Genomic DNA, 26,203 nt, shown 5'->3' with positions numbered 1-26,203 from the left:
GTCGCCTTACTTAGTTATGGAGCTATACCGAGATTCAGGCATAGCCAAGATAACTGTTTTTTCTAGGAGAGCTGATATGTTAGGTGTTCACACTAATTACGCGTCAATTGTTGCACAAGGTGCTGTTAATAAAAGTAATAATCTATTAACTAATGCTATGGAGCGTTTGTCGACGGGTTTACGTATCAATAGCGCATCTGATGATGCAGCGGGTTTGCAAATTGCTAACCGCATGAGCGCTAACGTAAAGGGCATGGAAACGGCTTCACGCAATATTTCTGATGCGACCTCTATGCTGCAAACTGCTGATGGTGCGTTAGAAGAATTAACGACCATTGCTAACCGCCAGAAAGAATTGGCGACTCAAGCATCAAACGGCGTTAACTCTACAGCAGATTTAAAAGCGTTGGATGATGAGTTTAAGCAATTAAATGCAGAAATTACCCGTATTGTAGAAAATACAACCTATGCGGGTAATAACTTATTTAAAGATGCTACTGATGGTGTACTCGTCAAAGGTGTGACCTTTCAGATTGGCTCGGATGGAGCTGAGCAAATGTCTGTTACCTTAGGTGCTATTGATAAGACAGTTACTGGTGATTTGTTGACTTCTGCAGCCGCCAATACGGCTATCGGGGCTGTTGATACCTTCTTGGCTAAAGTGGGGACAGAACGTTCAACCTTAGGTGCCAACATTAACCGTCTTGGCCATACTGCGGCTAACCTTGCCAGCGTAACTGAAAATACTAAAGCCGCTGCCGGCCGTATTATGGATGCCGATTTCGCGGTTGAATCTGCCAATATGACACGTAATCAATTATTAGTTCAGGCGGGTACAACGGTACTGTCTTCAGCTAACCAGAACACGGGTTTAGTCATGGGTCTATTGCGTTAATGCTATTGGGCAAGTGATGTCATTGGTCACGGCTAAAATGCCAGTTAGTTGCGCTGACTGGCATTTTTATTTTAGCCACGGTTTATGTATTGGTCGGTAGTCGCTAAACCCGAGATTGAAACCTATAAGGTTCATGTTTTAGTGGGTAATTTTCGATAACACAAAGTGGAAGATGGTTTTCCTGTTTAAGTGTTCATGCGGAAGTATTTAGCTGTGTTTGGGCCAGTTAATTATTTAATTTTATTTAAAAACAGTAACTTGTTTTTTGGCATGCGTTTTGCTCTAGAACGAGTGGAGGTAGTCATGATTTCAGGTATGAATGCAGCACAATTTGCTCAGCAACTGATTGGCGCAGATCGCGCAGGTAAAGATACGCTTTACAAAGGCAAGCTAACTGCCAGCAAAACACAGTTAGATGCCTATACATTGCTCGAAAATAATATGAAGAAGATGGCCACTAAGCTGAGTGAAATGGGTGGCGATGCAGCTAAAGGCAAAATTGCTACGGTTACGGGCGAGAATGCGACCGCGACAGTTAAATCTGATGCGCCTAAGGGCAACTATGATTTGAGCGTGCATAAACTTGCGCAAGCGCATCAACTGACTAAAGCCTATTCCTCTGAAAGTGAATTGTTGCCAACGTCGGGCATTATCAGTATTCAAGTCGGTAGTGATCCGACTAAGCGCATGGAAATTGATTTGGCAACGGTTAATGGCGGTGCGGCTATTTCTGTGTCTCAGTTACGCGATGTGATCAATAAACAAGTGGGTAATCCTGGTGTACAAGCGTCATTAGTGCGCACAGGTAACCAAATCGAATTTATGCTGTCTTCAAAGGAATCGGGTGTCGCGAATCAAGTGAAGGTAGAGTTTAACGGTGCCGATTGGGGTATGACAGAACGTCGTGCAGCACAAGATGCGGAACTCACATTAAACGGTATCAGTATTACCAGCAGTAGTAACTATCTAGAAAATGTTGTTGATGGTGTCAGCCTCGAATTAGTCAAGGTGCATGCGGCTGGTGAAAGCAGCATGATTAAAGTCACAGACGATTTTGAAGCGAATAAGAAAGCGGTTAAGGATTTTGTCGATTCATTTAATTCTTTAATGACGCAAATTAATCAATTAACTCGTTCTATGGGCGTTAAAACCTCTGACTCTGGCTCTTCCGATAAAGATAAGGAAGACAAAAGCACTGCAGTGAGTGAAGCGCAAATTGGTGTGTTGAAGGGGGATACCTCTATTCGCCTTCTCCAGTCTAAATTACGTGATTCTGTATTTGCAACGGCTGCTAATGGCATGCGTTTGTCTGATATCGGGATTGAGATTGGACGAGACGGAAAACTAAAAATTGATGATGCTAAGCTGACCGATAGCTTTAAAAGTGATCCAGAAAAAGTACAAGCTATGTTTACTGGTCCTGACAGTTATATCAAAAGCATAGAAAAGACCCTAAAACCTTTTACACAGTTCAATGGCTATATCGATCAAAAGCAGGAAGCGCTAAATAAGCAGATTAAAAGTGTGAATGACAGTATGGCGCGCCATGATTATCAGATGAATCAAAAGTATCAGATTTATTTAACCCAGTTTACGGCAATGGAATCCACCATTAATCAGTTTAATTCCGCAAGTCAGTTGTTTTCATAGGAAGCAGTAAAAAATGTTAAATGAGTACGATCCATTTAATGCCTACAAGCAAACCGCTTTAGATGCACAAGTAGCGGCAGCAACAACCCATGACATGGTGCGTATGTTACTTGATGGTTTATTGGAAGAACTAGAGCGGACCGCTGGCCATATGGAATACCAAAGGTTTGAGGCGAAAGGAATGAGTATCCATAAGTGCCTTAATATCGTGCATGGCTTGGACTCTATGCTTGACCTTGAAAATGGTGGTGAGGTTGCCGTGAGTTTACATCGTCTCTATGACTTTTGTAGCCGTCAGCTTGTCAGCGCCAGTGTCGAAAACAGTGCTGAAGCGCTAGTTCCAGTGACTCAGGTGATTACGAATGTCAGAGAAGGATGGACAAATCTCAATTAAGCAGTGGGCGCGTTTTGCGAATGCTTTACGCCAATATGCAGATGCTCAGGATTGGGAAAGCGTCCGAAAAGTGAACATCGCTTTGATCAAAGCACTGCAACAGGCTGGTGAGGCTCATGATATTGAGCAGAAATTAGCACGTGCAGAATTAAAGCGGGTTCATTCCCAAGTGCTACAAGAGTTGATCTTGGCTCGTGATGAATTAGCTGCTGAAATGGGCCGCTTTAAGGCGCAACAACCAGGTTTAGCCGCCTATCAATTAACACAAGTAAGTGGAGCTTTGGATGATCTCTGATCTTCTTTCAACTCGTCCTGTTGGCACAAATACCAGCTTGACGACTAAAGTGGCAAGTGCAGTTGATCAAGATAAATCAGAGTCATTTACCTTGTTGGGGTTGCCAGTCGGATTGTCTGCAGCACCTCTCCCGTTAGAGGGAGCTCTGTGGACTCAGAATGCCGAACATACTTTAGAAAGAGATGTTGATACTCTTTCAAATCAATATTTTAATAGCAATTTATCTGACTCAGTATCTTTTGTTCCTGTTGTACCAGTATTGTCTCAGCCACTGTTAAATACTGAGATCAACTCAGCGCCTATTATTCAAGATGGCTTAGCCGCCACGCCTCAGGCTAGTCTCGTTTCACCGACTGCTGTCGCGCCGTTTGTTCCTGTGATTTTTCCTGCGGAAACTATTAAAGCGGATCCGATAGGTCGAACTCCTGCGTCTTTAATTGGGCTCTCAGCCACAGATCAAAGAGGAATCCTATTTAGCTCAGGGATGACCTCATCTATGGCTCTTGCAGGAAGTCGTACTCAGCCTGCGGGTATGAGTGGCGAATCCTTGAAAATGAGCGGCGTATTTACGCAGGATTCAACGCTGGCAACTTTCTCTGGGGATTTTGAGTATTTGAAATCTGACTCGTCAGTGTTTCAGCGTGTGTTGGCAGAACTGAGGGGGCATGAAGTTAAAGATATTAATGCGATAGGATCTCAGCAGGTTGCGGGTACGCAGGCTGCAAGTGCTACTCAATGGGGCCCTGTATCTCTCACTCCCATGGCTTCTTTAGCGCAGCACTCTCAGGAGATCCTTACTCCCTTAAGAGAGCATCTTCGTTTCCAAGTCGATCAACATATTAAGAAAGCCGAATTAAGGTTAGATCCGCCAGAACTCGGCAAGATTGAGCTCAATATTCGTTTAGAGGGCGATCGTTTACAGGTGCAAATGCATGCAGTAAATCCGGCAATTCGAGATGCATTGCTCAATGGTTTAGATCGTTTGAGGGTGGATTTAGCAATGGATCATGGCGGTCAAATTGATGTCGATATTGGCCAAGGAGAATCGCAACAGCATCAACAGGAAACTGCATTATTCTCCTCGTCGATAGCGGCTGAAACTACAACGGATAATGTAGTCGATGTGATGGCGAGAGAGAAATCCCAATTAGATTTATTGGCTTAAGTGCCGGAGTCGTTTAATGGCAATTTTAAAATCTCGTTTAGTAAAGATCATTTTAGCGTTACTTGTGCTCATTAGTTCGACCGCAGGTGCATTTTGGATTGGGACAAGTAGTGGAGATTGGAAGCTAGCAGAGCTTTTTGCATCGGAACCTGAAGTTGAACCTGTACCAGTTGCAAAGTTTTACCCGTTAGAAAAGTTTGTGATATCGATTCCCGGGGATAAGTATCCCCATTACATGCTGCTTGAAATGTCATTAAAAAGCCGTAATCCCAATATGAAAACGGTGTTGCTGGAGTCAGATCCACTTATACGAAACGCTATGATGAAGATGTTCTCACGTAAAACATTTGAGCAGTTGAACCACTTAGATCAGCTTGACAGTTTACAATCAGAGGCGTTGATATTGATGGTTAAAGTGCTGTCAGATAACCAATTACCTTCAGATATTGATGAAGTACTCTTTACTCGCATGGTGATCCAGTAAGAGGCCTTATCATGACAGCAGCGGGCCAACTCGCATATCAACAAACCTGTGATTATCCAGTCGAAGAGCGTCAATCTGAACAACAGATTATTCGACAATACTTGCCATTAATCAAACGTATAGTCTCGCAGATGCGCAGTCACTGCGGCGTGATGTTATCACTCGAGGATATGGAGCAAATTGGCATGATGGCCTTGCTTGAGTCATCACGTCGGTATCCTGGCGAGCTGGATAATGGATTTATTTCCTTCGCTGGGCAACGGATTCGCGGTGCCATACTCGACGAGTTGAGGCGGCAGGATTGGCGTCCTAGACCTGTTAGACAGCAGGCCCATGAGCTTAATGATGTTGTTAGACGTTTGAGTCGAGAGATGGGACGTGAACCAAGCGATCTTGAAGTGGCCAGTGCGCTTGGGCTGAGCGCGGAGGATTATCGGGAACGTTTATACTCGACGCAAGCTGAGTCGATGAAAAGCTTAGATGAGTTGCTATTGGGCGGTGATCATCCAGTAGACAGAAGTAATGATGTTGAGCGGTTAATACTGAAGCAAACTTTGATCAAAGTTATTTCAAAATTAAATGAAAGAGAACAGCTAATTCTGTCGCTTTACTATCATCATGAGCTGAATTTAAAAGAGATAGCTATGGCATTGGGATTGACTGAAACGCGTATTTGCCAGCTGCATAAATCAGCTATTTCACAGTTAAAAACAATATTGCAGCGCTAAAGTTTAAAAGTGAGAAGATCGTAATGAGTAAACTAGTTGGGCTGTTAATCATTTTAGCTTCTGTGTTTGGTGGATATGTTTGGGCGGGTGGAGCTTTGTCTGCATTGTGGCAGCCTGCTGAAATTTTAATCATTATGGGGGCCGGAGTTGGAGCGCTCATTATTGCTAACCCACAATCAGTATTAAAAGAAATGCTTGAGCAGTTAAAAGAATTATTTAATAAGGGAAAGGAAGATCCTGAATTATATCCGCAGCTATTTCCTTTGATGGGCACTTTAATGGCTCAGATCCAATCTCAAGGCTTAAAAGTGCTCGATGAACATTTAGAAAATCCTCATCAGAGCTCTATTTTTCTAATGTACCCAGCCGTGCTCAATCACCCAAATGTTTTACAGTTTTTAATTGATAACTTACGAGTGCAGTCTATTGGGAAAATATCTCCCCATGACTTAGAGCATATCCTAGAAGAAGAGATTCATCGAATAGAAGAGGACAGATTACGACCATCGGAAGCTTTTAGTAAGGTGGGGGAGGCTATGCCTGGCTTTGGTATTTTAGCTGCTGTTCTCGGTATTATCATTACTATGTCTAATATTGATGGCCCAATTACTATGATTGGTGTCAAAGTTGCCGCGGCATTAGTCGGTACATTTATCGGTATTTTCGCGTGTTATTGTTTCTTCGATCCAATGTCAAAGGCATTAGAACATCTGGTTGATCGCAAATCGGCACAGCTTCGGTGCATCGCCGCTATTTTAGTGACCTTTTCAAAAGGTAAACCACCAATGATGGCTATTGATGCGGGACGGAAACAAATACAAAGTGAAAATCGTCCTTCATTTATAGAGTTAGAACGTTGGATGGAAGGGCAGAGAAGCTAATGCTCCATAAAAATGAGCCGATTATTATCAAGCGGCGAAAGCGAGGAAAGCGTAATCATGGGCATGGTGGTGCGTGGAAAGTCGCTTTTGCCGATTTCACGCTTGCTATGATGGCGCTCTTTATGGTGCTGTGGATCATGCAAATCGCTGATCAAAAAGAGCGAACCATGATAGTGCAGTATTTACGTGGTGATATGAATCCCACTGGTCCAATGAATCCATTTGAGCTAAGTCAGTCATCTTCGATTATTGATTTAGAAGGAAATATGTCTATTGCTCCTCCAATCATACCTTCCAATTCTATGCCTAGAGGTTCGGAGTCAGAAGGATTAGAGGAAGGTGCGCTCATCCCTGGGCAATTTGATACTCAGGCGCAATTAACTGTGCTCGCCAGAGAATTGAATCGAGTCGTGCAAAGCTCGAGCATGGCTGAAAACATTGCCGTGACGATTGTGCCTCAAGGCATACGCATCTTAATTCACGATAATGTGAATCAATTTATGTTCACGCGGGGCAGTGCACAGATGCAGCCCTATTTTGAAGAATTACTTTTATCTTTAGGGCCTATTTTAAAAAATATAACTAATAGCATGGTTATTTCTGGTCATACGGATTCAACGCCTTATGCGGGCAGTTTATTTACTAATTGGGAATTATCGAGTGAAAGAGCACTATTAGCACGAAGAGTGCTTGAGCGTGGCGGTGTTAAACGCGATCAGGTTATTCAGGTGACGGGTATGGCTGATCAGGTTCCTTACATCACTTCGGATACTGCTGCGGCGGCTAATCGTCGGATTGAGGCGCTTATTTTAACCTCCTCTGCTGAACAGTTATTAAGAGGCATGATTGGCGCTCCGAACGATACAGTCCCAAGTGGCGTTACAATCAACGAAATTAAGCGCCAAGCAAACACTCGCTAGTGTTAATACCTGCTCTCATTTGTTAGGGATGACTATGAATCTGTATGAAGAGTTTGTACATTCTGAGGATGAAGTTGAAGCGACCCCTGAGTATCAGATTATTGAATTTGATAATCGTCGAACTCATCAAAGATTTAGCCTGAGACGAAATAAAAGAGCGCCACTCGCATTTGCATGCGATGGCCTGACAGTAAATTTATCAACAACTCGCTGGTTTGTTATTACGCCGATTGGAACTGCAAATATAAAAGATATTAGCATTGGCGGTGTTGGGATTTTGTGCAATGAACCACTATCAGTAGGGAGGAGATTCTATATTGAACTTGAGCAAACACGAGTCTTATGTGAGGTAACTCGAGAACACACGATTAAAGGTCGATTGAAGTTCTTAGGCGCTCGCTGGATTTATCGTGATAAAGCTGAAGTCCAGAACTTGATTGATGCAATTAGACTAAGGGCGAAAATATAGGATATGCAATGGCTGCATCTTTTCATCGAAACGGCTCGGATAAATTACAGAAGGTCTTTCTGTATCTTATTCTGCTGAATTGGCTATTGCTTATTATTGTTGCACTCAATATGAATACATTACGCTTTAGCCATGGTGTGATGATTTCAATTATGATTTTTATCTATAATTATTTTCTGGCTCATTTATGTTTTATTCGTGCTGCCAGAGCGCAAGATGCTTATCTTATTTACCCAGTGGTTATTGGCGCACTCAGCTCCTTTTTCCTCGTTGTTTATTTCTTCTTTTTACTCTAAATCCCCTGCCTATAAAAATGAGTTGCGACTCATTGTTATAGGCTTTTGTTGAGCATTTTTGCATCTAGCTCACATGCTTTTTGGGTCGCTCGCTTGGGAGCGATAACTTGGCCTTGTTTAGAATATTCATGCAGCTGGGTAGGTTTTGCCCGCGGTAATTGCGACAAGCCCAAAAGGGGCCGAATCGACCATCTTTTAATAGCATATCGCCACCACAGAGGCTACAAAGTGGTGCTATATGACCACAGTTCTCATTCAAACATACCTTAAAGCCAGCAAAGCGTGTGCGGGTCATTGGGCTAGCACAGAGTTCGCAGCCTTGCTCCTTGTGATCGCACAAGGGAAAGTGTGAGCAAGAATAAAACGATTTAAAATTTCCCGTTCTAGGCTTAAGCGTTCCCGTGCTGCAACGCACGCATTTTACTTCTTTAAATAACCTTTGTACTAAAGAGGTGCTGAACTCATCTTGTTCAATTGCGTAGCCTTTTGTAAGCAGTTCGGTGACGAATGGGCTCACGTCTGTCATATCGGCAATCACATAGGCGCGGTGTTTTGCCCGCGTTAACGCGACATAAAACAGTCGACGTTCTTCTGCAAATTCAAACGCTTCCGTTTTTGGTAAAAATGCATCTAGTATCGGAGGAGTGATTTTCATTGAAGGGAAGCCATGCATTCCCGTCTTCATCCCCATGATCACCACATAATCGGCTTCTTTCCCTTTCGAAGCATGAAAAGATTGGCACTCAATCTTCACGTTGGGGTACTTAGCCTTGAGTTGGTTTACCTGGGTTTTATCGGGTAACTGAAACCAAAAACGTGCCAGTAAATAGACGCTTGCCACGCTGTTAAGTTTGTCATTTCCAGCGTTTATCCTTGCACTAATGGCCGTTAATGCTTGTTCCAGTGCATTTGGGCTTGGTTCATCTTTACTGGGCGGTTCGTTTTCTTCGCGGCGTAATATTGAAACAGCGGGGTAGGCGACCTGCATGAGGGAGCGAATGTCCTTCCTCAATTGCGTGGGATTCTGGGTGACAAACTGAGTGGCGACTTGCCCAATACTGCTGTTAAACCTAAAAGTCAGATCTAAGTCGCTTTGGGCGGTTGGGCCAAAATATTGGCTAAATTGCGTGGTTAAACTCACATCTGCACCGCTAAAGCGATAAATTGCCTGCCAGTCATCTCCGACACAAAATAAAGACGCCTGTGTTTTAGAATGGGGCGCACAGGAATCCCTCAAGGCACGCACTAAGCGGGCACGTGGTTCTGAAATATCTTGGAACTCATCCACCATAATGAAACGCCACGGGCTAATAAATTGCCCGCGTTGTAGATACGTCAGCGCTTTGCCAATCATGTCCTCAAAATCAATGTCGCCATTTATTGCTAAATGTTGCTCATAGCGCGTGATTATGGGCTCAAGCAGTTCGAATGCCTTACGGGTCTGCAGAGCATCGGCGGCGCGGGCAAATACCCCCTCAAGGCCATGTTCATCAAGGCAAGCTGCTTTATACAGCCCAATCAGCTGACTAAACATTTTTGCCAATTCAGTCACGCGGCCTAGTTCATGCAGGGTGGCGAGTATGGCTTCATCGGGTAAGGGCGCGTATTGCACTTTAAAGACCTGTAAAGCTTGCTCAAGCTTACCGATTAACGACCCGTTTTTATGTTGGTAATAAAATAGCTCAATACACTTAGTACCATGTTGTTTATGTAGTTGGCGTTTCCATGCCATCGATTCCAAGTACTTTTGGTTGTCGATATAAGGGGCGGTATGCTGGTGTTCATCAATACCATAGTATTCAAGATAAACTTGGTATTCAGGCAGATAGAAATCGGGTTGATACTGACGAAAATCAATACTGCGCACATCATGCTCATACTTAGCTTCATAAACATATTCGATGCCATTGCTAAATAGCCAGTTGGCAATGTAGAGCTCACCAAAGCTTTTGACTCGCTCACCTTTAAGGCTGCGAATATCGTTGTCATTCAAGTATTGAAAATACTCGCCTTCCACATCGAACTCGAACGGGCTTTTTTCAACATAATAGAAACGGCTGAAGTACTCGAAAAGTTGCTTACGGTAAGCCGCATTTTCAATCAAAGTCTCAAGGGTATTGTGCACCCACAGCTCTTTGGCTTTGTCATCCTCTGCCCAAGGGGACAAACTGGGTTTAGCGCGCTCAACGTCAGCGATAATTTTTAAGCCTAAACTGTGGAAGGTGCTCGCCTTGATATCATCCGTGCCAAGCTTGTTTTTAATTCGCTCATCCATCTCGTCAGCCGCTTTACGACCATAGGCTAACAGCAGTATTTCATCGGCTTTTACTTGACCACTCTTAAGCAAATATCCGGCTCGCCCGACCATCACACTGGTCTTGCCCGTGCCTGCACCTGCCAATAACAAGTTATTGTTATCATCGATAATACAAGCTCGGCGCTGTTTTTCGGTTAAGGGATTAGATTCTACATGCTCAAAATAGTCTGCAAATTTAACGAGCTGTGACTGAATGTAATCTTCACGCAGCTGCTTTACATCGGCGCGGGTCCAGCGGTGGATTTGCTTAAGCCTCGCTAACACTGTGTGTAAATGTGCCGCTAATGGCAGGTTTTCACACCAAGGGAACCAACGCGGATATTCGCGCGCGACTCTGGCTTGTATCATTTCCACCCGTGATTCACGTAAATAATTGTGTGTCAGTGTCTTATCCACTTTCGCCATTAACTCAGCAACGCGCGGCCCATTGGCATTCGCCCAATACTGTGCGATTTGATTGCTAAATTGATGCTGTGCAAAATAGCTGAGAAACGGCAGTTGATAGGCTTTGCCTAATGCCGTGAAACCGAGTAGATAACCTAGTGGACTTAAGGTAAAAAATGGTGGGGAATCGAGCTGTTGCCAGGTAAAACATTCGTCAGCTTCTACTTTGTTAGCGCTGCGAGAGTGAGCAAAAAAGCCGCCTTTAGTGCGATTAATGCTAATACCACTCGTGGTGAGTTTTACCGCATCAGCTTTGCCAATAAAGAAACGGCCAAACCAACTGTGTTTGATATCTTGTTCAGAGTGATTCAATGACAATGTAAAACCTACGGCTAAAAAGTTTTAGAATTAACAGACTGATTTTTAAATGCATTATAACTTAAAAAACGATGGCTCGTGTCAAGGTTGTGCTATGGGCTGTATGGATTATTTATTAATTTTGGTCGCTAGAGCAGCTAAGTGCATTGTATTGGTGAATGATGTCTTAGTTGGCGTGAGAGGCGTGGCAAACCAAGCATGATGGTAACTGTGTAACTATGTGCATAAGAAGGGCGCGCATTAGAAAGGTTTACATTAGAAAATGGTGTATCAGAAAGCAAAAAAGCCTGAATCTCTTCAGGCCTTTTCTTTTTCAATACAATCACTTAATCCTTGCGGATTAATTCATGCCGTATTTTTTCAATTTTTTACGCAGAGTACCACGGTTGATACCTAGCATGTTTGCTGCGCGGGTTTGGTTGCCACGAGTGTGTTGCATGATGATGTCAAGCAGAGGCGCTTCAACTTCGCTTAGCACCATTTCATAAACTTCTTGTGCTTCCTGACCGTCCAACTGTGCGAAGAAGTTAGTTACGGCACGCTTGACGGCGTCACGTAATAACTGGGGCTTGATAGTGCCGTTTGCGGTTTCGATTTTGCCAACGGTAAGCTGGTGAACTTCTGTGTTAGTTGTCTGATCAAACATTCTATTCTGCTCTTTATTAATTCTGTACTAATTCATCAAAATAACATTCCACGAGGGAATACTGTTCTGCAGCGGTTTCCAGCCGATTAAAGTCAGCCCTAAATTGGCGCTGAGCTTCTTGGTCTAGGTACCATCCCATATGTTTTCTGGCGAAGCGGATACCCTTGTATTCACCATATAAGTCATACAGTTTGGTGAGGTGTTCCAGCATCACTTGACGCTGTTCGGCAACCTCAATGGGCGCTAGCTTATTACCCGTTTCCAAGTAGTGCTGGATTTCTCTGAAAATCCAAGGCCGTCCTTGAGCACCCCGTCCTATCATCAAGGCATCGGCACCGGTGTATTCCAGCACAAAGCGGGCTTTCTCCGGACTGTCGATGTCCCCATTGGCGACGACAGGAATCGAGACATTCTGTTTGATTGCTTTGATCGTGTCGTACTCGGCGTTGCCTCTGTACATACATTGTCTCGTGCGGCCGTGAACGGCGAGCGAGGCTATGCCACAATCCTCTGCAATCTGGGCGATTTGAACACCATTCTTGTGTTCTGGCTCCCAGCCGGTGCGAATCTTTAACGTGACAGGCACATTCACTGCGGCGACCACGGCTTGTAAAATCTCTTTTACCAGCGGTGGATTTTGCATCAGCGCCGAGCCAGCCAGCTTTTTATTCACTTTTTTCGCGGGGCAACCCATATTGATATCAATGATGTGAGCACCTTGTTCGACATTGAACAAGGCGGCTTGCGCCATTAAATCAGGATCAGCCCCTGCAATTTGCACTGAGCGGATGCCTTCCTCGCCAGAATGCGTCATGCGCTGGCGGCTTTTATCTGTATCCCAAACTTCAGGATTGGATGAAAGCATCTCGGAAACCGCTAAGGCTGCGCCATAACGAAGACAAAGATTGCGGAAGGCTTGATCGGTGACACCTGCCATTGGTGCCACGATCAGCTGATTGTTCAGTTGATAGGGTCCAATCTGCATTTTATGTTTCACCTTAGCTCTTCAAAGGGGCGCTATAGTAGCCCTTTTTGTTGGCCGTGAAAAGGTCAATAAATGACCTAGAGGTAATTTTTTTTCTTGACTTTTAATTGACGAGAAGTCAGAGGCCAAATTGTTGGAAGCCAGCGGTGGCGCATGTTGCGCCACCCTTTAGCGCTATTTACGCTTACCTGTCAAGCGACTCCAATCTTCTTTGTGAGCCGCTGCGTCCATATCGAACCATTGGCTATAAAAGTCAGAGATTTCTTGGGCTTGTTCTTTGAGGAGACCGGAAAGGGCAAGTTTGCCACCGGTTTTTACGCGTTCTGCGATCAAAGGCGCTAATTCTCGCAGAGGGCCTGCAAGAATGTTAGCGACCAGTACGTCGGCTTTGAGCTCGGCGGGTTGGTCTTCTGGTAAGTACAACGCCAGCTTGTCAGCGACATCATTGCGCTCGGCGTTGGCACGCGAGGCGTCGATGGCTTGATAGTCGATATCGATACCTGTGACTTTTTTCGCGCCCAGTTTCAGTGCTGCTACGGCTAAGATGCCTGAACCACAGCCAAAATCGATCACTTCTTCATCGCTTAAATCTAAGCTGTCTAGCCACTCTAAACACAGTGCTGTCGTGGGATGAGTGCCAGTACCGAAGGCAAGACCCGGATCTAAGATCACATTGACTGCGGTTGGATCAGGGATTTCGCGCCAGCTTGGGCAGATCCATAAACGTGTGCCAAATTGGATGGGGTGGAAGTTATCCATCCATTCGCGTACCCAGTCTTTATCTTCAATTTGTTCGACTTTATGGCTGAAGTTCTCACCGAGGAAAGGCAAGGTTTTCAGCATGGCGATGGTCGGTGTCAGATCGGTTTCTGCATCGAATAAGGCCACTACCACGGTATCGCGCCACAGTGGGGTTTCGCCTAATTTAGGTTCAAAAATAGGGGTATCTTTACCGTCTTCGAAGGTGATAGAGACTGAACCTTCTTCCATGAGCAAGTCGCTGATGGTTTCAGCGTCATCGCTATTGGTGTTTATACGGAGTTGGATCCAAGGCATGGGGGCATCCTGTGACTGAGTGTTCATAAACTAAGGGTTCAAAATATCGCAGTATTGTATACCCAAACTATCCCAAAATGCAGGATGTAGCGGGAATTTAAAGCGCTTTAGGTAAGGTCGTTTGGTTATCACTAGGGTTTAGGTTCGACGACTGGCTATCCTGGTACTGCGCTTTTGTCTATACAGACAAGGGGTTAGCTGGCGGGTATGGATTAGTGTTAAAAAACGAATTGTCAGTTTTATTATTTGATATAACACTATGAAATATATTGGTTAATTGGTTTTACCTTTGTTTGGTTTTGATACGTTTTTTGTGATCATCTTCTAAGAGTTTAACTCCGTCAGGTGAGTTGGCTCACGCTTTAAATCTGTGACACTGAAGCCTGATTTGAGTTGCTGCTATGGTGTAGTTTGCCAAGAGGTGCCAACGATAAACGACATAGGTTAATTCAAGATGACAAGCATAACTCGAGTTCACAATAGGGTGAGTACACCGCTAGGTCATCCTTGGTCGGCTAAGGCTGATAGGCTGCAGAGTGCGACAGGGATTATGCTTGGCAGCTTTTTACTATTACACATGCATTTTGAATCGAGTATTTTGCTGGGTAAAGAGGCTTTTTATCGGGTCGTTCAGTTGCTTGAAGGTGGAATGTTTAGCAGCACAGGACATGGTTTTCCTATAGTCACTAAAGTGTTTTCAGTGTTTATGTTATTGGTGGTGATAGTACATGCTGCGGTGGCGCTGCGGCGTTTTCCGGCGCAGCTAGGGCAATGGCGAGCCCTGCGTTCGCACATGGGGAATATCAAGCATAAGGATACCCATGCGTGGTTTTGGCAACTGATCACTGGCTTTATCTTATTTTTCCTCGTTCCAGTTCATCTCTTCACTATGATTTTGAATCCCGAAATTGGCCCGCATTTATCGGCTGAGCGGGTTTATCACGATAATGCTTGGTTGCTGTATGCGCTGTTACTTCCCGCTGTAGTGGTACACGCCATGATTGGTCTCTATCGCGTGGCGGTAAAGTGGGGCATAACCACTCAGCGTTCAGGTCTACGAAAAGTCGCTAAGGTGTTGATTATATATCTGCTATGCCTTGGGACTGCGAGCCTTGTTTCATATCTATTTATCGGTAGCGAGCTCGGTATTCCTGTGCAGCCCTTCGTACCTGAGTAGGTTTTAAGCCAGCAGCAGGATTTTGTTTCACTGCTATTATTAAGCATTAGGTTAATTATTCAGCACTCAATTGATCTGGCTCACGTTTTCGTGTGGATGTGTGAGCGATATTAGTTTGCGATAAGACTTAATGAGATTGGCTCGATAAGGTCAACGGCGTGAGGCGATAGGATGGCGATCAAATTAAATATTAAAAAATGGAGTGCTTGGCTGGATTTAAGCCAGAGTTTGTCAGGGGTAATACTCGCAGTCTTTTTGTGGACCCACTTAGTGTTAGTGTCATCGATTTTATTGGGTGCGGATGCCATGAGTTGGGTGGCACGCACCATGGAGCTGAGTTTTCTGTCCGCTGATGGACACGGTTATCCTTGGGTCGTGACTTGTATTGCCATTGGTATTGCCATTTTGGCGTTAGTGCACGTGTTAGTGGCATTGCAAAAATTACCCATGAGTCTGTGTCAGCAAAGGGCTCTGCGCCAACAAATGCAAGTGATCAACCACAGCGATACTCGCTTGTGGCGCTGGCAAGCCATTACTGGTGTAGTGATTTTACTGCTGTTGCCTGTGCATTTGTGGCTTATTGGCTCGGCTCCCGAAACCATTGGCCCTCAGGGAAGCGCCGATCGTATTTGGAATCAAGGTGTCTGGATGGTGTATCTGCCTTTACTGTTCACTGTGGAGTTACATGCAGCAATTGGCATTTACCGTGTGGCTTTGAAATGGGGCGTGGCGCGGGATCTCAACAACCGTAATCGATTACGTAAGATCAAGACCATAGTGAGCGTGCTATTTGTCACTGTTGGCGTCGCCTCACTCCTGGCATTTTTACCCTACGCGAGTTAATTCCGCTTTTAATCAATGATTAAGCTAATCAGTGAATAGAATGTCGAACATAAAAAAACAGCACAAAACAATAGACCTCATTAAGGAGCAGGCGTGAAACTGATTTATACCGATTCATTGGTGGTAGGAGCTGGGCTCGCGGGCTTAAGGGTCGCTATCGCTTCGAAAGAGCGTGGGCTTGATACTTTAGTTCTGTCACTCATTCCTGCAAAACGTTCCCACTCTGCTGCCGCTCAAGGGGGGATGCAGGCGAGTTTAGGCAATGCCGTTAAGGGAATGGGCGATGATGAGGATGTGCATTTTCAAGATACGGTAAAAGGTTCCGACTGGGGCTGTGATCAAGATGTCGCACGGATGTTTGCCCATTGTGCACCTAAGGCAGTACGTGAGCTGGCCAATTGGGGTGTGCCTTGGTCTCGGGTGACTGCTGGCCCGAGGGAAGTGATAGTCAATGCGCAAAAAGTCACGCTACATGAGGCGCAGGAAGCTCATGGATTGATTAATGCGCGGGACTTTGGCGGGACTAAAAAATGGCGCACTTGTTATACCGCCGATGGTACAGGTCATTCGCTGTTATACGCTATGGATAACAAAGCGATTTCCATGGATATTCCCGTCCATGAACGTATCGAAGCCTTGGCACTTATTCACGATGGTAAGCGTTGCCATGGCGTGATTGCTCGTTGTTTGATTACGGGTGAACTTAGAGCCTATGTGGCTAAGTCCACCACCATCGCCACTGGTGGTTATGGCCGAATTTATGAAGTGTCGACCAATGCGATCATCTGCGAAGGTATTGGCCAAGCGTTGGCATTGGAAACGGGCGTGGCAAGGCTTGGCAATATGGAGGCGGTACAATTCCATCCCACTGCCATTGTTCCCGTGGGTATTTTAACAACGGAAGGGTGCCGTGGTGATGGCGGCTTATTGCGCGATAAAGACGGTTATCGCTTTATGCCTGACTATGAGCCCGATAAAAAGGAGTTGGCATCGCGGGATGTCGTATCGCGTCGCATGACTGAACATATACGTAAAGGTAAGGGCGTCGATAGCCCTTATGGCCCCCACCTGTGGCTAGATATTACCCTTTTAGGTCGCAAGCATATTGAAACGAATCTTAGGGAAGTGCAGGAAATTTGTGAGAATTTCCTTGGCATCGATCCCGCTAAGGATTGGATCCCTGTTCGCCCAACTCAGCATTATTCTATGGGCGGTATTCGGACTAATGCCACAGGTGAAAGTCCGCAGCTTAAAGGCTTATTTAGCGTAGGAGAGGCGGCCTGTTGGGACATGCACGGCTTTAACCGTTTAGGCGGTAATTCGTTGGCCGAAACCGTGGTTGGCGGCATGATTATTGGTAAATATGTCGCCGATTTTTGTGAGAACAATAGCCTTGAGATCGACACTCAGCTTGCTGAACGGTTTATGCAGCAGGTGCAGAGTGAAATCGATGTGCTGGTCGAGGGTGATGGTCACGAGAGCGCCTTTGAGCTCAAGCGCGAAATGCAGCGCATAATGATGGATTATGTGGGGATTTTCCGTAATGGCCCCGAGCTTGAAAAAGCGGTTGCCGAGCTAAAAGTGTTGCTCGAGCGTTCGCGTAAACTCGGACTTAAGTGTAAAAAGCGTCACGCCAATCCTGAGTTAGTTGAAGCCCTACGGGTCAAGCGTATGCTAAAAGTGGCGCTAACCGTAGCCTGCGGCGGCGCCGCGCGAACAGAGAGTCGTGGTGCCCATGCTCGTGAGGATTATCCGCAGCGAAATGATCGAGACTGGCTGAATCGCACCTTGGCCAGCTGGCCCGATCCCGATGCACTCGAACCTGTGCTTAACTACGAAGCACTCGATGTGATGAAGATGGAACTCCCGCCGGGTTATCGTGGTTATGGCATCAACAACGCCATAGTGCATCCTGATACCGAAAAGCGTGAACAGCAAATTGCCGAGATTTTAGCTGAGCTAGGTGATAATGCTGACCGTTATCAAAGGCAGCGGGCTCTTATGCCCTTTGAATTACCCGAGAGCTTGCAACCTAATAACGAACGTTTAAGTGATACTTTAAAAAGCCCATCTGCCAATGCGTTAGGAGAAAAATCATAATGAGCCAAGGTCGCCAGTTAACCTTTAATATCTTTCGTTATGATCCGCAGGAGCCAAACGATAAGCCGAAAATGGTGCGTTATCAGCTTACCGAAACGCCGGGGATGACGGTATTTATCGCCCTTAATAAACTCAGGGAAGAACAAGACACTTCATTGCAGTTCGACTTTGTCTGTCGTGCTGGCATCTGTGGTAGCTGCGCTATGGTGATCAACGGTTTCCCGACGCTAGCTTGCCGCACCTTAACAGCCAAATACCCTAAGGGCGAAATCACCTTAATGCCGCTGCCAGGTTTTGAGTTGATTGGTGATCTCTCGGTTAACACTGGTAAGTTTATGCGGGAACTGGCCGAACGCTTAAAGCTGTGGTTACACCCTAAGGCCAATGATATAAGCGTGCATCGGCTTGAAGATCCTATGGATCCAGATGAAGCTGCGCGTTTGTATGAGCTAGAGCGCTGCGTTGAATGTGGCGTGTGTGTTTCTGCCTGTGCGACTAAACAAATGCGTGAAACTTTTGTCGGCGCTGTGGGCATGATGAAAATAGCTCGTTTTGAGATGGACAGCCGTGACGCTCGTACTGCCGAGGATTTTTACCATGTGATTGGCAATCAGGATGGCGTGTTTGGCTGCATGACTTTACTCGGCTGCCAAGACAACTGTCCTAAGGATTTGCCACACATGCAGCAAATCGCGTATTTACGCCGCAAGATGGCCATGACTTTGATTCGATAAGTGATAAATGATGAAAAGCGCCAACGTGTTTGGCGCTTTTTTGTTGATTAGCAGGCGTAGCTTTTGTGAATGTCAGCTCGATTGATTATGTCTGCGGTTTGAGCGACGAATGCTTGAAAGTGCGTACTCGCCATATGTTCATCCAGTGCGGCTTGGGATTGCCAAATTTCGTACATCCAGAAGATATTTTCATCATCTAATGAGTGATGCAGTTTGTATTCGATGCAGCCAGCCTCAGTATGAGTGTCTGTCACGAGTTGCTTGAGTATCTTAAATAGCGTATCGCTTTGGCCTTGATTCGCTATGATTTGGGCAAATACTGTTATTTTCATTGGTTAAAACCTTCTAAAACAATTTTACCGATCGCTTTGCCAGACTCTATCTGAGCGTGAGCTTTGATTAAATTTTGGGCATTAATGGTGCCGTAGTGTTCACCGAACGTACTCTGTAACTCGCCTGTATCGATAAGGGCGCTTAAGCGGTTGAGTAAGTGATGTTGCGCAATCATATCCTCGGTCTGATATAGGCTGCGGGTAAACATCAGTTCCCAGTGTAAGGATAAGCTTTTACGCTTAAGTTTCATCACATCTAATGGCCCCTTAGGATCATCGATTAATGCTAGTTTTCCTTGTGGCTTAAGCACTTGTACTATTTCATCAAAATGTTGATCGGTTTGGGTTAAGCTAATCACATGGGTCACATCAGTAATGCCAATATTGGCAAGTTCCTGTGAAAGTGGCTTGGTGTGGTCGATAACAGCATCGGCACCAAGTTTGTGCACCCAAGCGGCGGATTCTGGACGAGATGCAGTGCCTATTACTTCTGCACCTGTGAGTTTTACTGCAAGCTGAGTGATGATTGAACCCACACCGCCGGCCGCACCGATAATTAAAATACGGGCGTCAGTTGCCGAACCATCTTGGGGTAAAGCTAAACGGTCGAATAAAATCTCCCATGCCGTAATCCCCGTTAAAGGTAATGCCGCGGCTTGGGTATAGGTTAAACTTTTAGGTTTATGGCCGACAATTCGCTCATCAACCAATTGATATTCTGCGTAACTTCCGCTGCGACTGATATCGCCTGCATACCACACTTCATCGCCAACGTTGAAAAGACTGGCTTTCTCACCAATGGCTTTGACGACACCGACCGCATCCCAGCCGATAATTTTGTATTCGCCTGCAGGTGCAGAGCTAGATGCACGGATTTTTGTATCAACCGGATTGACAGAAATGGCTTTGATTTCCACTAAAAGGTCAAAACCTGTCGCAGTTGGCTCGGCTAGCGTGATGTTTTCTAATGCATTGGGCGCTGTGATTGCACCTGCTGTCTGGTAACCAATGGCTTTCATGTTTATTCCTCTGGGTGTACTTGCTGGAGTTTACTTGTTTGAGTGTACTTGTATCGTGTAGCCATTGTGTGGAATATTAGCTAAGAGATAAACAGGATAAAGTTTGTAATTTTTTCAAAGGATTTTTGATAATCATGCTAATTAATGATTTAGCTTTGTTCGTGCGAGTCGCTGATTGCGGCAATATATCTGCCGCAGCAGCCGAGATGGATATCTCGGCTGCTTCTGCCAGCGCTGCAATAAAACGGCTTGAGAAACAGCTTGATACTAGTTTATTTATCCGCACGACACGCAGCTTACGTTTGACTGTGCAAGGTGAACGTTATCTTATTCATTGCCGACGTGCGCTAAGCGATTTAGCGCTTGGCGAACAGGCTATCGCCAGTGATAAAGGTAAAATATCTGGCACCTTAAGCCTGTCGGTTTCTTCAGACTTTGGTCGTAATTTGTTTGTGCCTTGGCTCGACGAGTTTTTGCTCGATTTTCCTCAACTGCAAGTGCGCTTGCACCTTGGCGACAATATCAGCAGCTTTTATCACGATAAAATTGATGTCGCCGTGCGCTATGGAAAACCGCAGGATTCTAACCAAGTGGCTTTTCCTATCTGCAGTGTTGATCGTGTTTTGTGCGCCTCACCTGAATATCTCGCCAAGTTTGGTGCGCTTGATTCATTAGAACAATTAGTTGAGCATAATTGCTTGTTTTATAAGTTAGATGATCGCACCCACGATCAATGGCTATTTAGGCGTGATGGTCAAGAATTCAAAGTGCGTGTCACGGGCAATCGTAGTGCTAATGATGCCGAGATTGCCCGCCGTTGGGCTGTGGCTGGCAAAGGGTTGGTCTTTAAGTCGAGTCTAGATCTGGCCGATGACTTAATCTCAGGGCGATTAGTACGTTTGTTGCCTGAGTATCAGGGGGAGCCCGTCGATTTGTATTTAGTGTGCCCAGGACGTGAACATGTCACGCCTGTCGTGCTCTTACTGCGGGAAATGCTCCGGCAGCGAACACAGGCTTTGAGTAAAAACTTGAGTAAAATATTAGCAGTGAAAAAATCTTAGATAACAAAAAAGCCGCATAATGCGGCTTTTAGTTTAGAGACTGAGTGAGATTTAAGACTTAGTGCGTTTCATGGCGGTAAAGAACTCTTCGTTAGTCTTGGTCATCGCCAATTTATCGATTAAGAATTCCATTGCGCTGACTTCATCCATAGGATTGAGGATCTTACGCAGGATCCACATTTTTTGCAGTTCTTCTTGAGTCGTGAGTTTTTCTTCACGACGGGTACCGCTGCGGTTGAAGTCAATGGCTGGGAACACACGCTTTTCTGCCGCTTTACGTGACAAATGTAGCTCTTGGTTACCTGTACCTTTAAATTCTTCGTAGATCACTTCGTCCATCTTAGAACCCGTATCAACCAAAGCCGTGGCGATAATGGTCAAGCTGCCGCCGTGTTCGATGTTACGTGCCGCACCGAAGAAGCGTTTTGGACGGTGCAGGGCGTTAGCATCCACACCACCAGTTAACACTTTGCCCGATGACGGGATAACAGTGTTATAGGCACGGGCTAAACGGGTAATCGAATCGAGTAAGATAACGACGTCTTTCTTGTGCTCAACCAAACGTTTGGCTTTTTCAATCACCATTTCGGCAACTTGAACGTGGCGGCTGGCTGGCTCATCGAAGGTTGATGCGATAACTTCGCCTTTAACGAGGCGCTGCATCTCTGTTACTTCTTCTGGGCGTTCGTCGATCAGCAATACCATCAACACCACTTCTGGGTTGTTGTAGCTGATGCTTTGAGCAATACCTTGAAGTAATAGCGTTTTACCGGCTTTTGGTGGTGCAACGATCAAACCACGTTGACCTTTACCAATCGGTGAGCATAAATCCAGAATACGTGCGGTAATATCTTCAGTTGAGCCGTTGCCGCGCTCCATACGCATACGTTCTTCTGCGTGGAGTGGGGTCAAGTTTTCAAAGAGGATTTTATTACGGGAGTTTTCTGGTTTATCGAAGTTAACTTCGTTGACTTTCAATAGGGCAAAATAACGCTCGCCTTCTTTTGGTGGGCGAATTTTACCAAAAATGGTATCACCCGTTCGCATGTTGAAGCGGCGAATTTGGCTTGGTGAGACATAGATGTCATCTGGACCAGCTAAATAAGAACCGTCTGAGCTGCGTAAGAAGCCGAAACCGTCTTGGAGTATTTCTAATACCCCACCACCGAAAATGTCTTCTCCACTTTTTGCGTGGGCTTTAAGGATTGAGAAAATAATGTCCTGCTTGCGAGCGCGGGCCATATTTTCGAGCTTCATATTTTCAGCTAGCGAGACTAGGTCAGAAATCGGCGTGTCTTTTAATTCAGTTAAGTTCATTTTGGGGGTCTTGTGTTACGCGACAAAGCTTACCGCGATCAATCAGTAAGGATGTAATTCAGGATAGTGATTGACGAGCGAGAAGAGGTTATTAGAAAGAATCTGGTTATTAAAGTAGCACTAACAAAGCGGGGCGTCCAGAAATTTAGGGAAATTCCGGCACAATTAATTTATAGCTTGTGCCGGAGGTCACTCATTACGACGTCAAATTAGATTTGAGCGTCGATAAACTCTTTCAATTGCGTTTTTGAGAGTGCGCCAACTTTAGTCGCGGCTAATTCGCCGTTCTTGAATAGCAGTAAAGTTGGGATGCCACGAACGCCATATTTCGCTGGAGAAACATTGTTTTGGTCAACGTTTAATTTAGCGATAGTCAAGCGACCGGCATATTCTTCAGACACATCGTCTAAAATTGGAGCGATCATTTTACAAGGACCACACCACTCGGCCCAGAAGTCTACCAATACTGGCAAATCAGACTTTAATACGTCGTTTTCGAAGCTGTCGTCACTCAGGTATATAATTTTATCGCTCATGATGTTCTCCAGTTTGGGTGCCATTGCTGGTTTGTTAATGGCTTACCATGTATATTGGGGCTGAAAAATAGCTTTTCAAGTTACCTTTTTACAATGTGGCTATTTCAAACGATCGAGTATCTTATTGCAACCTCAACAGGTAAGCTTGCGCTATGAGCGAAACACATCTATCTACCCAAAGGTTTGCCGACCTACCTCTACATCCTGAGGTTAAACAGGCCCTTGCCGAGAACGGCTTCGAATTTTGTACGCCGATCCAGGCGTTATCACTGCCTGTATTACTCCAATCAAAAGATATCGCAGGCCAAGCACAAACGGGCACTGGTAAGACAATGGCCTTTTTGGTCGCCACGTTTAATCATTTATTATCGACTCCCATACCTGAAGGTCGACTGATTAATCAGCCCCGCGCCATCATTATGGCCCCTACTCGCGAACTGGCGATTCAGATTGCCAAAGATGCGATTTTACTCGCTAAGCACACACACTTAAAGGTGGGTATTGTTTATGGCGGTGAAAGTTATGATGTGCAGCGTAAAGTATTAGATCAAGGTGTTGATATCTTGATTGGTACAACAGGTCGAATTATCGACTACGTTCGCCAAGGTATTATTGGCTTGAATTCAATTCAGGCTGTGGTACTTGATGAAGCCGATCGTATGTTTGATCTTGGTTTTATTAAAGATATCCGCTTCTTATTTAGACGCATGCCTGAGGCAAATCAACGTCTTAATATGTTATTTTCGGCAACCTTGTCCATGAAAGTACAAGAGCTGGCTTATGATCATATGAATGAGCCCGTTAAAGTTGAAATCGCCCCCGAAGAAAAAACCTCCAAAAACATCAAAGAAGAAATCTTCTATCCTTCCCAAGAAGAGAAGATGCGTTTGCTGTTGACCTTGATTGAAGAAGATTGGCCAGAAAAAGCCATCGTTTTCTCCAACACTAAGCACAGTTGCGAAACGCTTTGGTCTTGGCTTGAAGGTGACGGACATCGTGTGGGTTTATTAACGGGTGATGTGCCACAGAAAAAGCGTATTCGTATCCTTGAGCAATTTACCAGTGGTCAACTAGATATATTGGTTGCTACCGATGTAGCGGCTCGTGGTTTACATATTTCTGACGTTTCACACGTGTATAACTATGATTTACCTGATGATTGCGAAGACTATGTTCACCGAATCGGTCGTACGGGTCGTGCGGGTAACAAAGGCATGTCGATAAGCTTTGCCTGTGAAGAGTACGCATTGAACTTGCCTGCAATCGAAAGCTACATCAATCATTCGATTCCAGTAAGTAACTACGATAGTGAAGCTTTACTGGCCGATATTCCTACGCCAGCGAAGATTCACCGTAAACACCCTAGCGGCACTCGAAACTTGCGTGATCGTTCAGGGGCAAGCCGCCCAGGTGCTCAACGTAGTGGTGCTCGCCCTCCTCGTCATGATAGGACACGTAGACATTCGTAAATGCCAACACCCGCTTATGCCGCTATAACATTAGGCTCAAATAGTTTTAATATGCTGATCGCCAAAACGCGTGGTGGTCAGCCGCATATTATTGCGAAATATAAACGCAAGGTGAGGCTCGCCGAAGGCATAGGCAACGATGGCAAATTAAGCCCCGATGTCATGCAGCGCGGCCTCGACTGTTTGAGTATGTTTGCCCAGATGTTGGTGCAACATAAGATTGAAGCAAACCATGTTGCTGTGATTGCAACTGCAACTCTTCGCAGTATTAGCAATGCTGATGAGTTTAATCAGCGTGCATTGCCACTCTTAGGTCATCCGATCGAAATTATCTCTGGTATGCGTGAAGCAGAGCTCATCTATCAAGGTATGGTGGCGACCACTTGTGGTCAAGGCCGTCGCTTGGTTATTGATATCGGTGGGGCGAGTACAGAGTTTATCATTGGCGATGGGCATCAAGTGCTGTTCAAAACCAGTTTGCCCTTTGGTAGCGTGACTTATAATCGCCAATTTTTCAGCAGTTTGCCGCTGCAGCAGTTAGATTTCGATGATGCTAAGCAGCAAGTGCTAACCGCATTAGCTGAGCATAGACAAACCCTACGTGATCTTGGTTGGCATTGTGTCGTTGGTGCCTCCGGGGCTGTACAGTCCGTGGTTGAAGTGTTACTACACCGAGGGTTATCTGAAACTATCACACTCGATGTGCTTACTCAGTTGAAGGCTGAGATCCTCGCTCAAGAAGATATTAGCTTAATGGGGATTGTTGGGCTTTGCAGTGAGCGAGCACCGACTTTTGCTGCGGGTGTCGCTATTCTATTGGCTTTGTTTGAGTTGCTGGGGATCGAGCATTTAGCCTTATCTGGCGGCGCATTACGTGAAGGTGTTTTAGTGATGTTAGCTCAGCGGATTATTGACGAAGTCAGCTAATATTTTATTAAAACATGATAAAAACTAAAGGCCGCGATGCGGCCTTTATTGTTTGTATATTCTTTGTACTGTGTCGATTATTTCAATAAATCGGCGAGATCTTTTTCTAAGGAAACTGTTGGGCGCTCTACGATGCGGCCAACTTCTTTACCTTGCTGCAGTACAATAAAGGTTGGAATGCGGGTAAAGTCGTATTTTGCGGCTAAGCCTTCGGGATCTTTTTTCGTTCGGTCGACACCAATATAGGTCACTTTAATATTGGGATTAGTGACTTCTTCCATAATACGGATAAAGCGCGGCGTTTCCCGGTGACAATCTGGGCACCAAGTACCAATGATCACTACAATTTCTGTAGGTTCAGTGATGCTTTTAAGCGGGGTGATTGCAGTGGTATCGACTTGATAGGTTTTATACCCTTCAGCAAACTCATTGAGATCTGTGACTAAATGTTGTGCTTCTACTATGCCAGTTAAAATCACTTCTTGTTTCTCCTCACTGCAGGTCGCAATTAAACCCTGTTGTTGTTCTTCAAATCCACAGCCACCATTGGCTAGTACCTGACAACTAAAAAATAAGGCGGTAGTGGCTAGAAATGCCTTAACGTTATTGTGCATGATGCGCCCTCGAAATCGAAGAGAAAGAATGAAATTCGATTCAAACATTATTCTGGATACGATTAAAGCGATTAATTGATTTGCTGCAAGCAAGATCACGCATTGCTAATATCTATACCCAAGCTACCTAA

At 45.2% G+C, this 26,203-nt stretch carries 27 protein-coding genes; 18 read left to right on the top strand and 9 right to left on the bottom strand.

Annotation, left to right across the window (positions count from 1 at the left end):
• Positions 1–76: 76 nt before the first annotated feature.
• The 11 genes from L5M37_RS20690 to L5M37_RS20640 all read left to right on the top strand — a co-directional run bounded on the left by L5M37_RS20690 (position 77) and on the right by L5M37_RS20640 (position 8,177).
• Positions 77–895 (top strand): flagellin, encoded by an 819-nt coding sequence (locus tag L5M37_RS20690; RefSeq protein WP_113940814.1) that lies wholly within the window; start codon positions 77–79, stop codon positions 893–895.
• 303 nt (positions 896–1,198) lie between these two features.
• The gene (fliD, locus tag L5M37_RS20685) at positions 1,199–2,545 is read left to right on the top strand and encodes a flagellar filament capping protein FliD (RefSeq protein WP_131523397.1); all 1,347 of its coding nucleotides are present in this window, start codon (positions 1,199–1,201) and stop codon (positions 2,543–2,545) included.
• A 13-nt stretch (positions 2,546–2,558) separates the two neighbouring features.
• Complete coding sequence (gene fliS, locus L5M37_RS20680; protein WP_113940812.1) at positions 2,559–2,939, top strand: flagellar export chaperone FliS; 381 nt, start codon at positions 2,559–2,561, stop codon at positions 2,937–2,939.
• A complete protein-coding gene (locus L5M37_RS20675) occupies positions 2,908–3,234 on the top strand; it encodes a hypothetical protein (RefSeq protein WP_113940811.1) in 327 nt (108 codons plus the stop codon). The genes fliS and L5M37_RS20675 overlap by 32 nt, the downstream gene beginning before the upstream one ends.
• Positions 3,224–4,399: a flagellar hook-length control protein FliK gene (locus L5M37_RS20670; RefSeq protein WP_263201736.1), complete on the top strand. Its 1,176-nt coding sequence runs from the start codon at positions 3,224–3,226 to the stop codon at positions 4,397–4,399. Before L5M37_RS20675 ends, L5M37_RS20670 begins: the two co-directional genes overlap by 11 nt.
• 16 nt (positions 4,400–4,415) lie before the next feature.
• Entirely contained in the window at positions 4,416–4,883 is a 468-nt protein-coding gene (gene fliL / locus L5M37_RS20665; RefSeq protein ID WP_131523400.1) for a flagellar basal body-associated protein FliL, read from the top strand.
• 11 nt (positions 4,884–4,894) lie between these two features.
• A complete protein-coding gene (locus L5M37_RS20660) occupies positions 4,895–5,611 on the top strand; it encodes an RNA polymerase sigma factor FliA (RefSeq protein WP_173496201.1) in 717 nt (238 codons plus the stop codon).
• Between the two features lie 23 nt (positions 5,612–5,634).
• Positions 5,635–6,492, top strand: coding sequence for a flagellar motor stator protein MotA (gene motA / locus L5M37_RS20655; protein WP_113940807.1), 858 nt, complete (start codon positions 5,635–5,637; stop codon positions 6,490–6,492).
• Positions 6,492–7,412 carry a flagellar motor protein MotB gene (locus L5M37_RS20650; RefSeq protein WP_263201735.1) on the top strand — a complete coding sequence of 307 codons (921 nt, stop codon included), beginning with the start codon at positions 6,492–6,494 and terminating at the stop codon, positions 7,410–7,412. Before motA ends, L5M37_RS20650 begins: the two co-directional genes overlap by 1 nt.
• Positions 7,413–7,446: 34 nt before the next feature.
• A complete protein-coding gene (locus L5M37_RS20645) occupies positions 7,447–7,881 on the top strand; it encodes a pilus assembly protein PilZ (protein WP_219251928.1) in 435 nt (144 codons plus the stop codon).
• A gap of 8 nt (positions 7,882–7,889) precedes the next feature.
• Entirely contained in the window at positions 7,890–8,177 is a 288-nt protein-coding gene (locus L5M37_RS20640) for a hypothetical protein (protein ID WP_113940804.1), read from the top strand.
• A gap of 64 nt (positions 8,178–8,241) precedes the next feature.
• On the opposite strand, the gene L5M37_RS20635 is transcribed toward L5M37_RS20640, so the two are convergent.
• The 4 genes from L5M37_RS20635 to prmA all read right to left on the bottom strand — a co-directional run bounded on the left by L5M37_RS20635 (position 8,242) and on the right by prmA (position 13,943).
• Entirely contained in the window at positions 8,242–11,256 is a 3,015-nt protein-coding gene (locus L5M37_RS20635) for a UvrD-helicase domain-containing protein (protein ID WP_263201734.1), read from the bottom strand.
• Between the two features lie 340 nt (positions 11,257–11,596).
• Positions 11,597–11,902 (bottom strand): DNA-binding transcriptional regulator Fis, encoded by a 306-nt coding sequence (fis, locus tag L5M37_RS20630; protein WP_006083371.1) that lies wholly within the window; start codon positions 11,900–11,902, stop codon positions 11,597–11,599.
• Positions 11,903–11,918: 16 nt separating this feature from the next.
• Positions 11,919–12,887, bottom strand: coding sequence for a tRNA dihydrouridine synthase DusB (gene dusB / locus L5M37_RS20625; protein WP_105250428.1), 969 nt, complete (start codon positions 12,885–12,887; stop codon positions 11,919–11,921).
• A gap of 174 nt (positions 12,888–13,061) precedes the next feature.
• Positions 13,062–13,943 (bottom strand): 50S ribosomal protein L11 methyltransferase, encoded by an 882-nt coding sequence (gene prmA, locus L5M37_RS20620; RefSeq protein ID WP_263201733.1) that lies wholly within the window; start codon positions 13,941–13,943, stop codon positions 13,062–13,064.
• Between the two features lie 454 nt (positions 13,944–14,397).
• Here prmA and L5M37_RS20615 point away from each other — a divergent pair, with 454 nt between their 5' ends.
• The 4 genes from L5M37_RS20615 (at position 14,398) to L5M37_RS20600 (ending at position 18,797) form a co-directional block, all read left to right on the top strand.
• Positions 14,398–15,120 (top strand): fumarate reductase cytochrome b subunit, encoded by a 723-nt coding sequence (locus tag L5M37_RS20615; RefSeq protein ID WP_263201732.1) that lies wholly within the window; start codon positions 14,398–14,400, stop codon positions 15,118–15,120.
• Positions 15,121–15,291: 171 nt separating this feature from the next.
• Entirely contained in the window at positions 15,292–15,963 is a 672-nt protein-coding gene (locus tag L5M37_RS20610; RefSeq protein ID WP_263201731.1) for a fumarate reductase cytochrome b subunit, read from the top strand.
• A gap of 93 nt (positions 15,964–16,056) precedes the next feature.
• A complete protein-coding gene (locus tag L5M37_RS20605) occupies positions 16,057–18,063 on the top strand; it encodes a fumarate reductase flavoprotein subunit (RefSeq protein WP_263201730.1) in 2,007 nt (668 codons plus the stop codon).
• Positions 18,063–18,797, top strand: coding sequence for a fumarate reductase iron-sulfur subunit (locus L5M37_RS20600; RefSeq protein ID WP_105250423.1), 735 nt, complete (start codon positions 18,063–18,065; stop codon positions 18,795–18,797). The genes L5M37_RS20605 and L5M37_RS20600 overlap by 1 nt, the downstream gene beginning before the upstream one ends.
• Before the next feature lie 47 nt (positions 18,798–18,844).
• Here the strand turns inward: L5M37_RS20600 and L5M37_RS20595 are convergent, their stop codons facing one another.
• Together L5M37_RS20595 and L5M37_RS20590 are read right to left on the bottom strand one after the other, a co-directional pair.
• Positions 18,845–19,129, bottom strand: coding sequence for a putative quinol monooxygenase (locus tag L5M37_RS20595; protein ID WP_168825853.1), 285 nt, complete (start codon positions 19,127–19,129; stop codon positions 18,845–18,847).
• Entirely contained in the window at positions 19,126–20,148 is a 1,023-nt protein-coding gene (locus L5M37_RS20590) for a zinc-binding alcohol dehydrogenase family protein (protein ID WP_219251923.1), read from the bottom strand. The genes L5M37_RS20595 and L5M37_RS20590 overlap by 4 nt, the downstream gene beginning before the upstream one ends.
• A gap of 134 nt (positions 20,149–20,282) precedes the next feature.
• On the opposite strand from L5M37_RS20590, the gene L5M37_RS20585 reads away from it, so the two are divergent.
• Positions 20,283–21,209, top strand: coding sequence for a LysR family transcriptional regulator (locus L5M37_RS20585; protein ID WP_263201729.1), 927 nt, complete (start codon positions 20,283–20,285; stop codon positions 21,207–21,209).
• Positions 21,210–21,260: 51 nt separating this feature from the next.
• Here L5M37_RS20585 and rho read toward each other — a convergent pair whose 3' ends face one another.
• Together rho and trxA are read right to left on the bottom strand one after the other, a co-directional pair.
• On the bottom strand, positions 21,261–22,526 hold the full coding sequence (gene rho, locus L5M37_RS20580; protein WP_011787892.1) for a transcription termination factor Rho: 1,266 nt from the start codon (positions 22,524–22,526) through the stop codon (positions 21,261–21,263).
• Between the two features lie 209 nt (positions 22,527–22,735).
• Positions 22,736–23,062, bottom strand: a complete 327-nt coding sequence (gene trxA / locus L5M37_RS20575) for a thioredoxin TrxA (protein ID WP_105250415.1) — start codon at positions 23,060–23,062, stop codon at positions 22,736–22,738.
• Between the two features lie 152 nt (positions 23,063–23,214).
• Between trxA and rhlB the strand changes: the two genes are divergently transcribed.
• Together rhlB and L5M37_RS20565 are read left to right on the top strand one after the other, a co-directional pair.
• Positions 23,215–24,531, top strand: coding sequence for an ATP-dependent RNA helicase RhlB (gene rhlB, locus L5M37_RS20570; RefSeq protein WP_063884693.1), 1,317 nt, complete (start codon positions 23,215–23,217; stop codon positions 24,529–24,531).
• The gene (locus L5M37_RS20565; protein WP_219255455.1) at positions 24,532–25,458 is read left to right on the top strand and encodes an exopolyphosphatase; all 927 of its coding nucleotides are present in this window, start codon (positions 24,532–24,534) and stop codon (positions 25,456–25,458) included.
• 77 nt (positions 25,459–25,535) lie between these two features.
• Here L5M37_RS20565 and L5M37_RS20560 read toward each other — a convergent pair whose 3' ends face one another.
• Positions 25,536–26,072 carry a thioredoxin family protein gene (locus tag L5M37_RS20560; protein ID WP_106649212.1) on the bottom strand — a complete coding sequence of 179 codons (537 nt, stop codon included), beginning with the start codon at positions 26,070–26,072 and terminating at the stop codon, positions 25,536–25,538.
• Positions 26,073–26,203 lie beyond the last annotated feature (131 nt).

The organism is Shewanella sp. SM69, assembly GCF_025653985.1.
GTDB lineage: Bacteria > Pseudomonadota > Gammaproteobacteria > Enterobacterales > Shewanellaceae > Shewanella > Shewanella oncorhynchi.
The sequence above is the reverse complement of the archived record's forward strand: the minus strand, read 5'-3'. Positions and strand labels throughout refer to the sequence as shown.

Coding starts and splice junctions, on each gene's coding strand:
- fliD (WP_131523397.1), top strand. CDS start 1,199: ATGATTTCAGGTATGAATGCAGCACAATTTGCTCAGCAACTGATTGGC.
- L5M37_RS20565 (WP_219255455.1), top strand. CDS start 24,532: ATGCCAACACCCGCTTATGCCGCTATAACATTAGGCTCAAATAGTTTT.
- fis (WP_006083371.1), bottom strand. CDS start 11,902: ATGTTTGATCAGACAACTAACACAGAAGTTCACCAGCTTACCGTTGGC.
- L5M37_RS20595 (WP_168825853.1), bottom strand. CDS start 19,129: ATGAAAATAACAGTATTTGCCCAAATCATAGCGAATCAAGGCCAAAGC.
- fliS (WP_113940812.1), top strand. CDS start 2,559: ATGTTAAATGAGTACGATCCATTTAATGCCTACAAGCAAACCGCTTTA.
- L5M37_RS20610 (WP_263201731.1), top strand. CDS start 15,292: ATGGCGATCAAATTAAATATTAAAAAATGGAGTGCTTGGCTGGATTTA.
- motA (WP_113940807.1), top strand. CDS start 5,635: ATGAGTAAACTAGTTGGGCTGTTAATCATTTTAGCTTCTGTGTTTGGT.
- fliL (WP_131523400.1), top strand. CDS start 4,416: ATGGCAATTTTAAAATCTCGTTTAGTAAAGATCATTTTAGCGTTACTT.
- L5M37_RS20690 (WP_113940814.1), top strand. CDS start 77: ATGTTAGGTGTTCACACTAATTACGCGTCAATTGTTGCACAAGGTGCT.
- L5M37_RS20670 (WP_263201736.1), top strand. CDS start 3,224: ATGATCTCTGATCTTCTTTCAACTCGTCCTGTTGGCACAAATACCAGC.
- L5M37_RS20650 (WP_263201735.1), top strand. CDS start 6,492: ATGCTCCATAAAAATGAGCCGATTATTATCAAGCGGCGAAAGCGAGGA.
- rho (WP_011787892.1), bottom strand. CDS start 22,526: ATGAACTTAACTGAATTAAAAGACACGCCGATTTCTGACCTAGTCTCG.
- L5M37_RS20560 (WP_106649212.1), bottom strand. CDS start 26,072: ATGCACAATAACGTTAAGGCATTTCTAGCCACTACCGCCTTATTTTTT.
- L5M37_RS20590 (WP_219251923.1), bottom strand. CDS start 20,148: ATGAAAGCCATTGGTTACCAGACAGCAGGTGCAATCACAGCGCCCAAT.
- trxA (WP_105250415.1), bottom strand. CDS start 23,062: ATGAGCGATAAAATTATATACCTGAGTGACGACAGCTTCGAAAACGAC.
- L5M37_RS20600 (WP_105250423.1), top strand. CDS start 18,063: ATGAGCCAAGGTCGCCAGTTAACCTTTAATATCTTTCGTTATGATCCG.
- prmA (WP_263201733.1), bottom strand. CDS start 13,943: ATGCCTTGGATCCAACTCCGTATAAACACCAATAGCGATGACGCTGAA.
- L5M37_RS20585 (WP_263201729.1), top strand. CDS start 20,283: ATGCTAATTAATGATTTAGCTTTGTTCGTGCGAGTCGCTGATTGCGGC.
- L5M37_RS20660 (WP_173496201.1), top strand. CDS start 4,895: ATGACAGCAGCGGGCCAACTCGCATATCAACAAACCTGTGATTATCCA.
- rhlB (WP_063884693.1), top strand. CDS start 23,215: ATGAGCGAAACACATCTATCTACCCAAAGGTTTGCCGACCTACCTCTA.
- L5M37_RS20640 (WP_113940804.1), top strand. CDS start 7,890: ATGGCTGCATCTTTTCATCGAAACGGCTCGGATAAATTACAGAAGGTC.
- dusB (WP_105250428.1), bottom strand. CDS start 12,887: ATGCAGATTGGACCCTATCAACTGAACAATCAGCTGATCGTGGCACCA.
- L5M37_RS20645 (WP_219251928.1), top strand. CDS start 7,447: ATGAATCTGTATGAAGAGTTTGTACATTCTGAGGATGAAGTTGAAGCG.
- L5M37_RS20615 (WP_263201732.1), top strand. CDS start 14,398: ATGACAAGCATAACTCGAGTTCACAATAGGGTGAGTACACCGCTAGGT.
- L5M37_RS20675 (WP_113940811.1), top strand. CDS start 2,908: ATGTCAGAGAAGGATGGACAAATCTCAATTAAGCAGTGGGCGCGTTTT.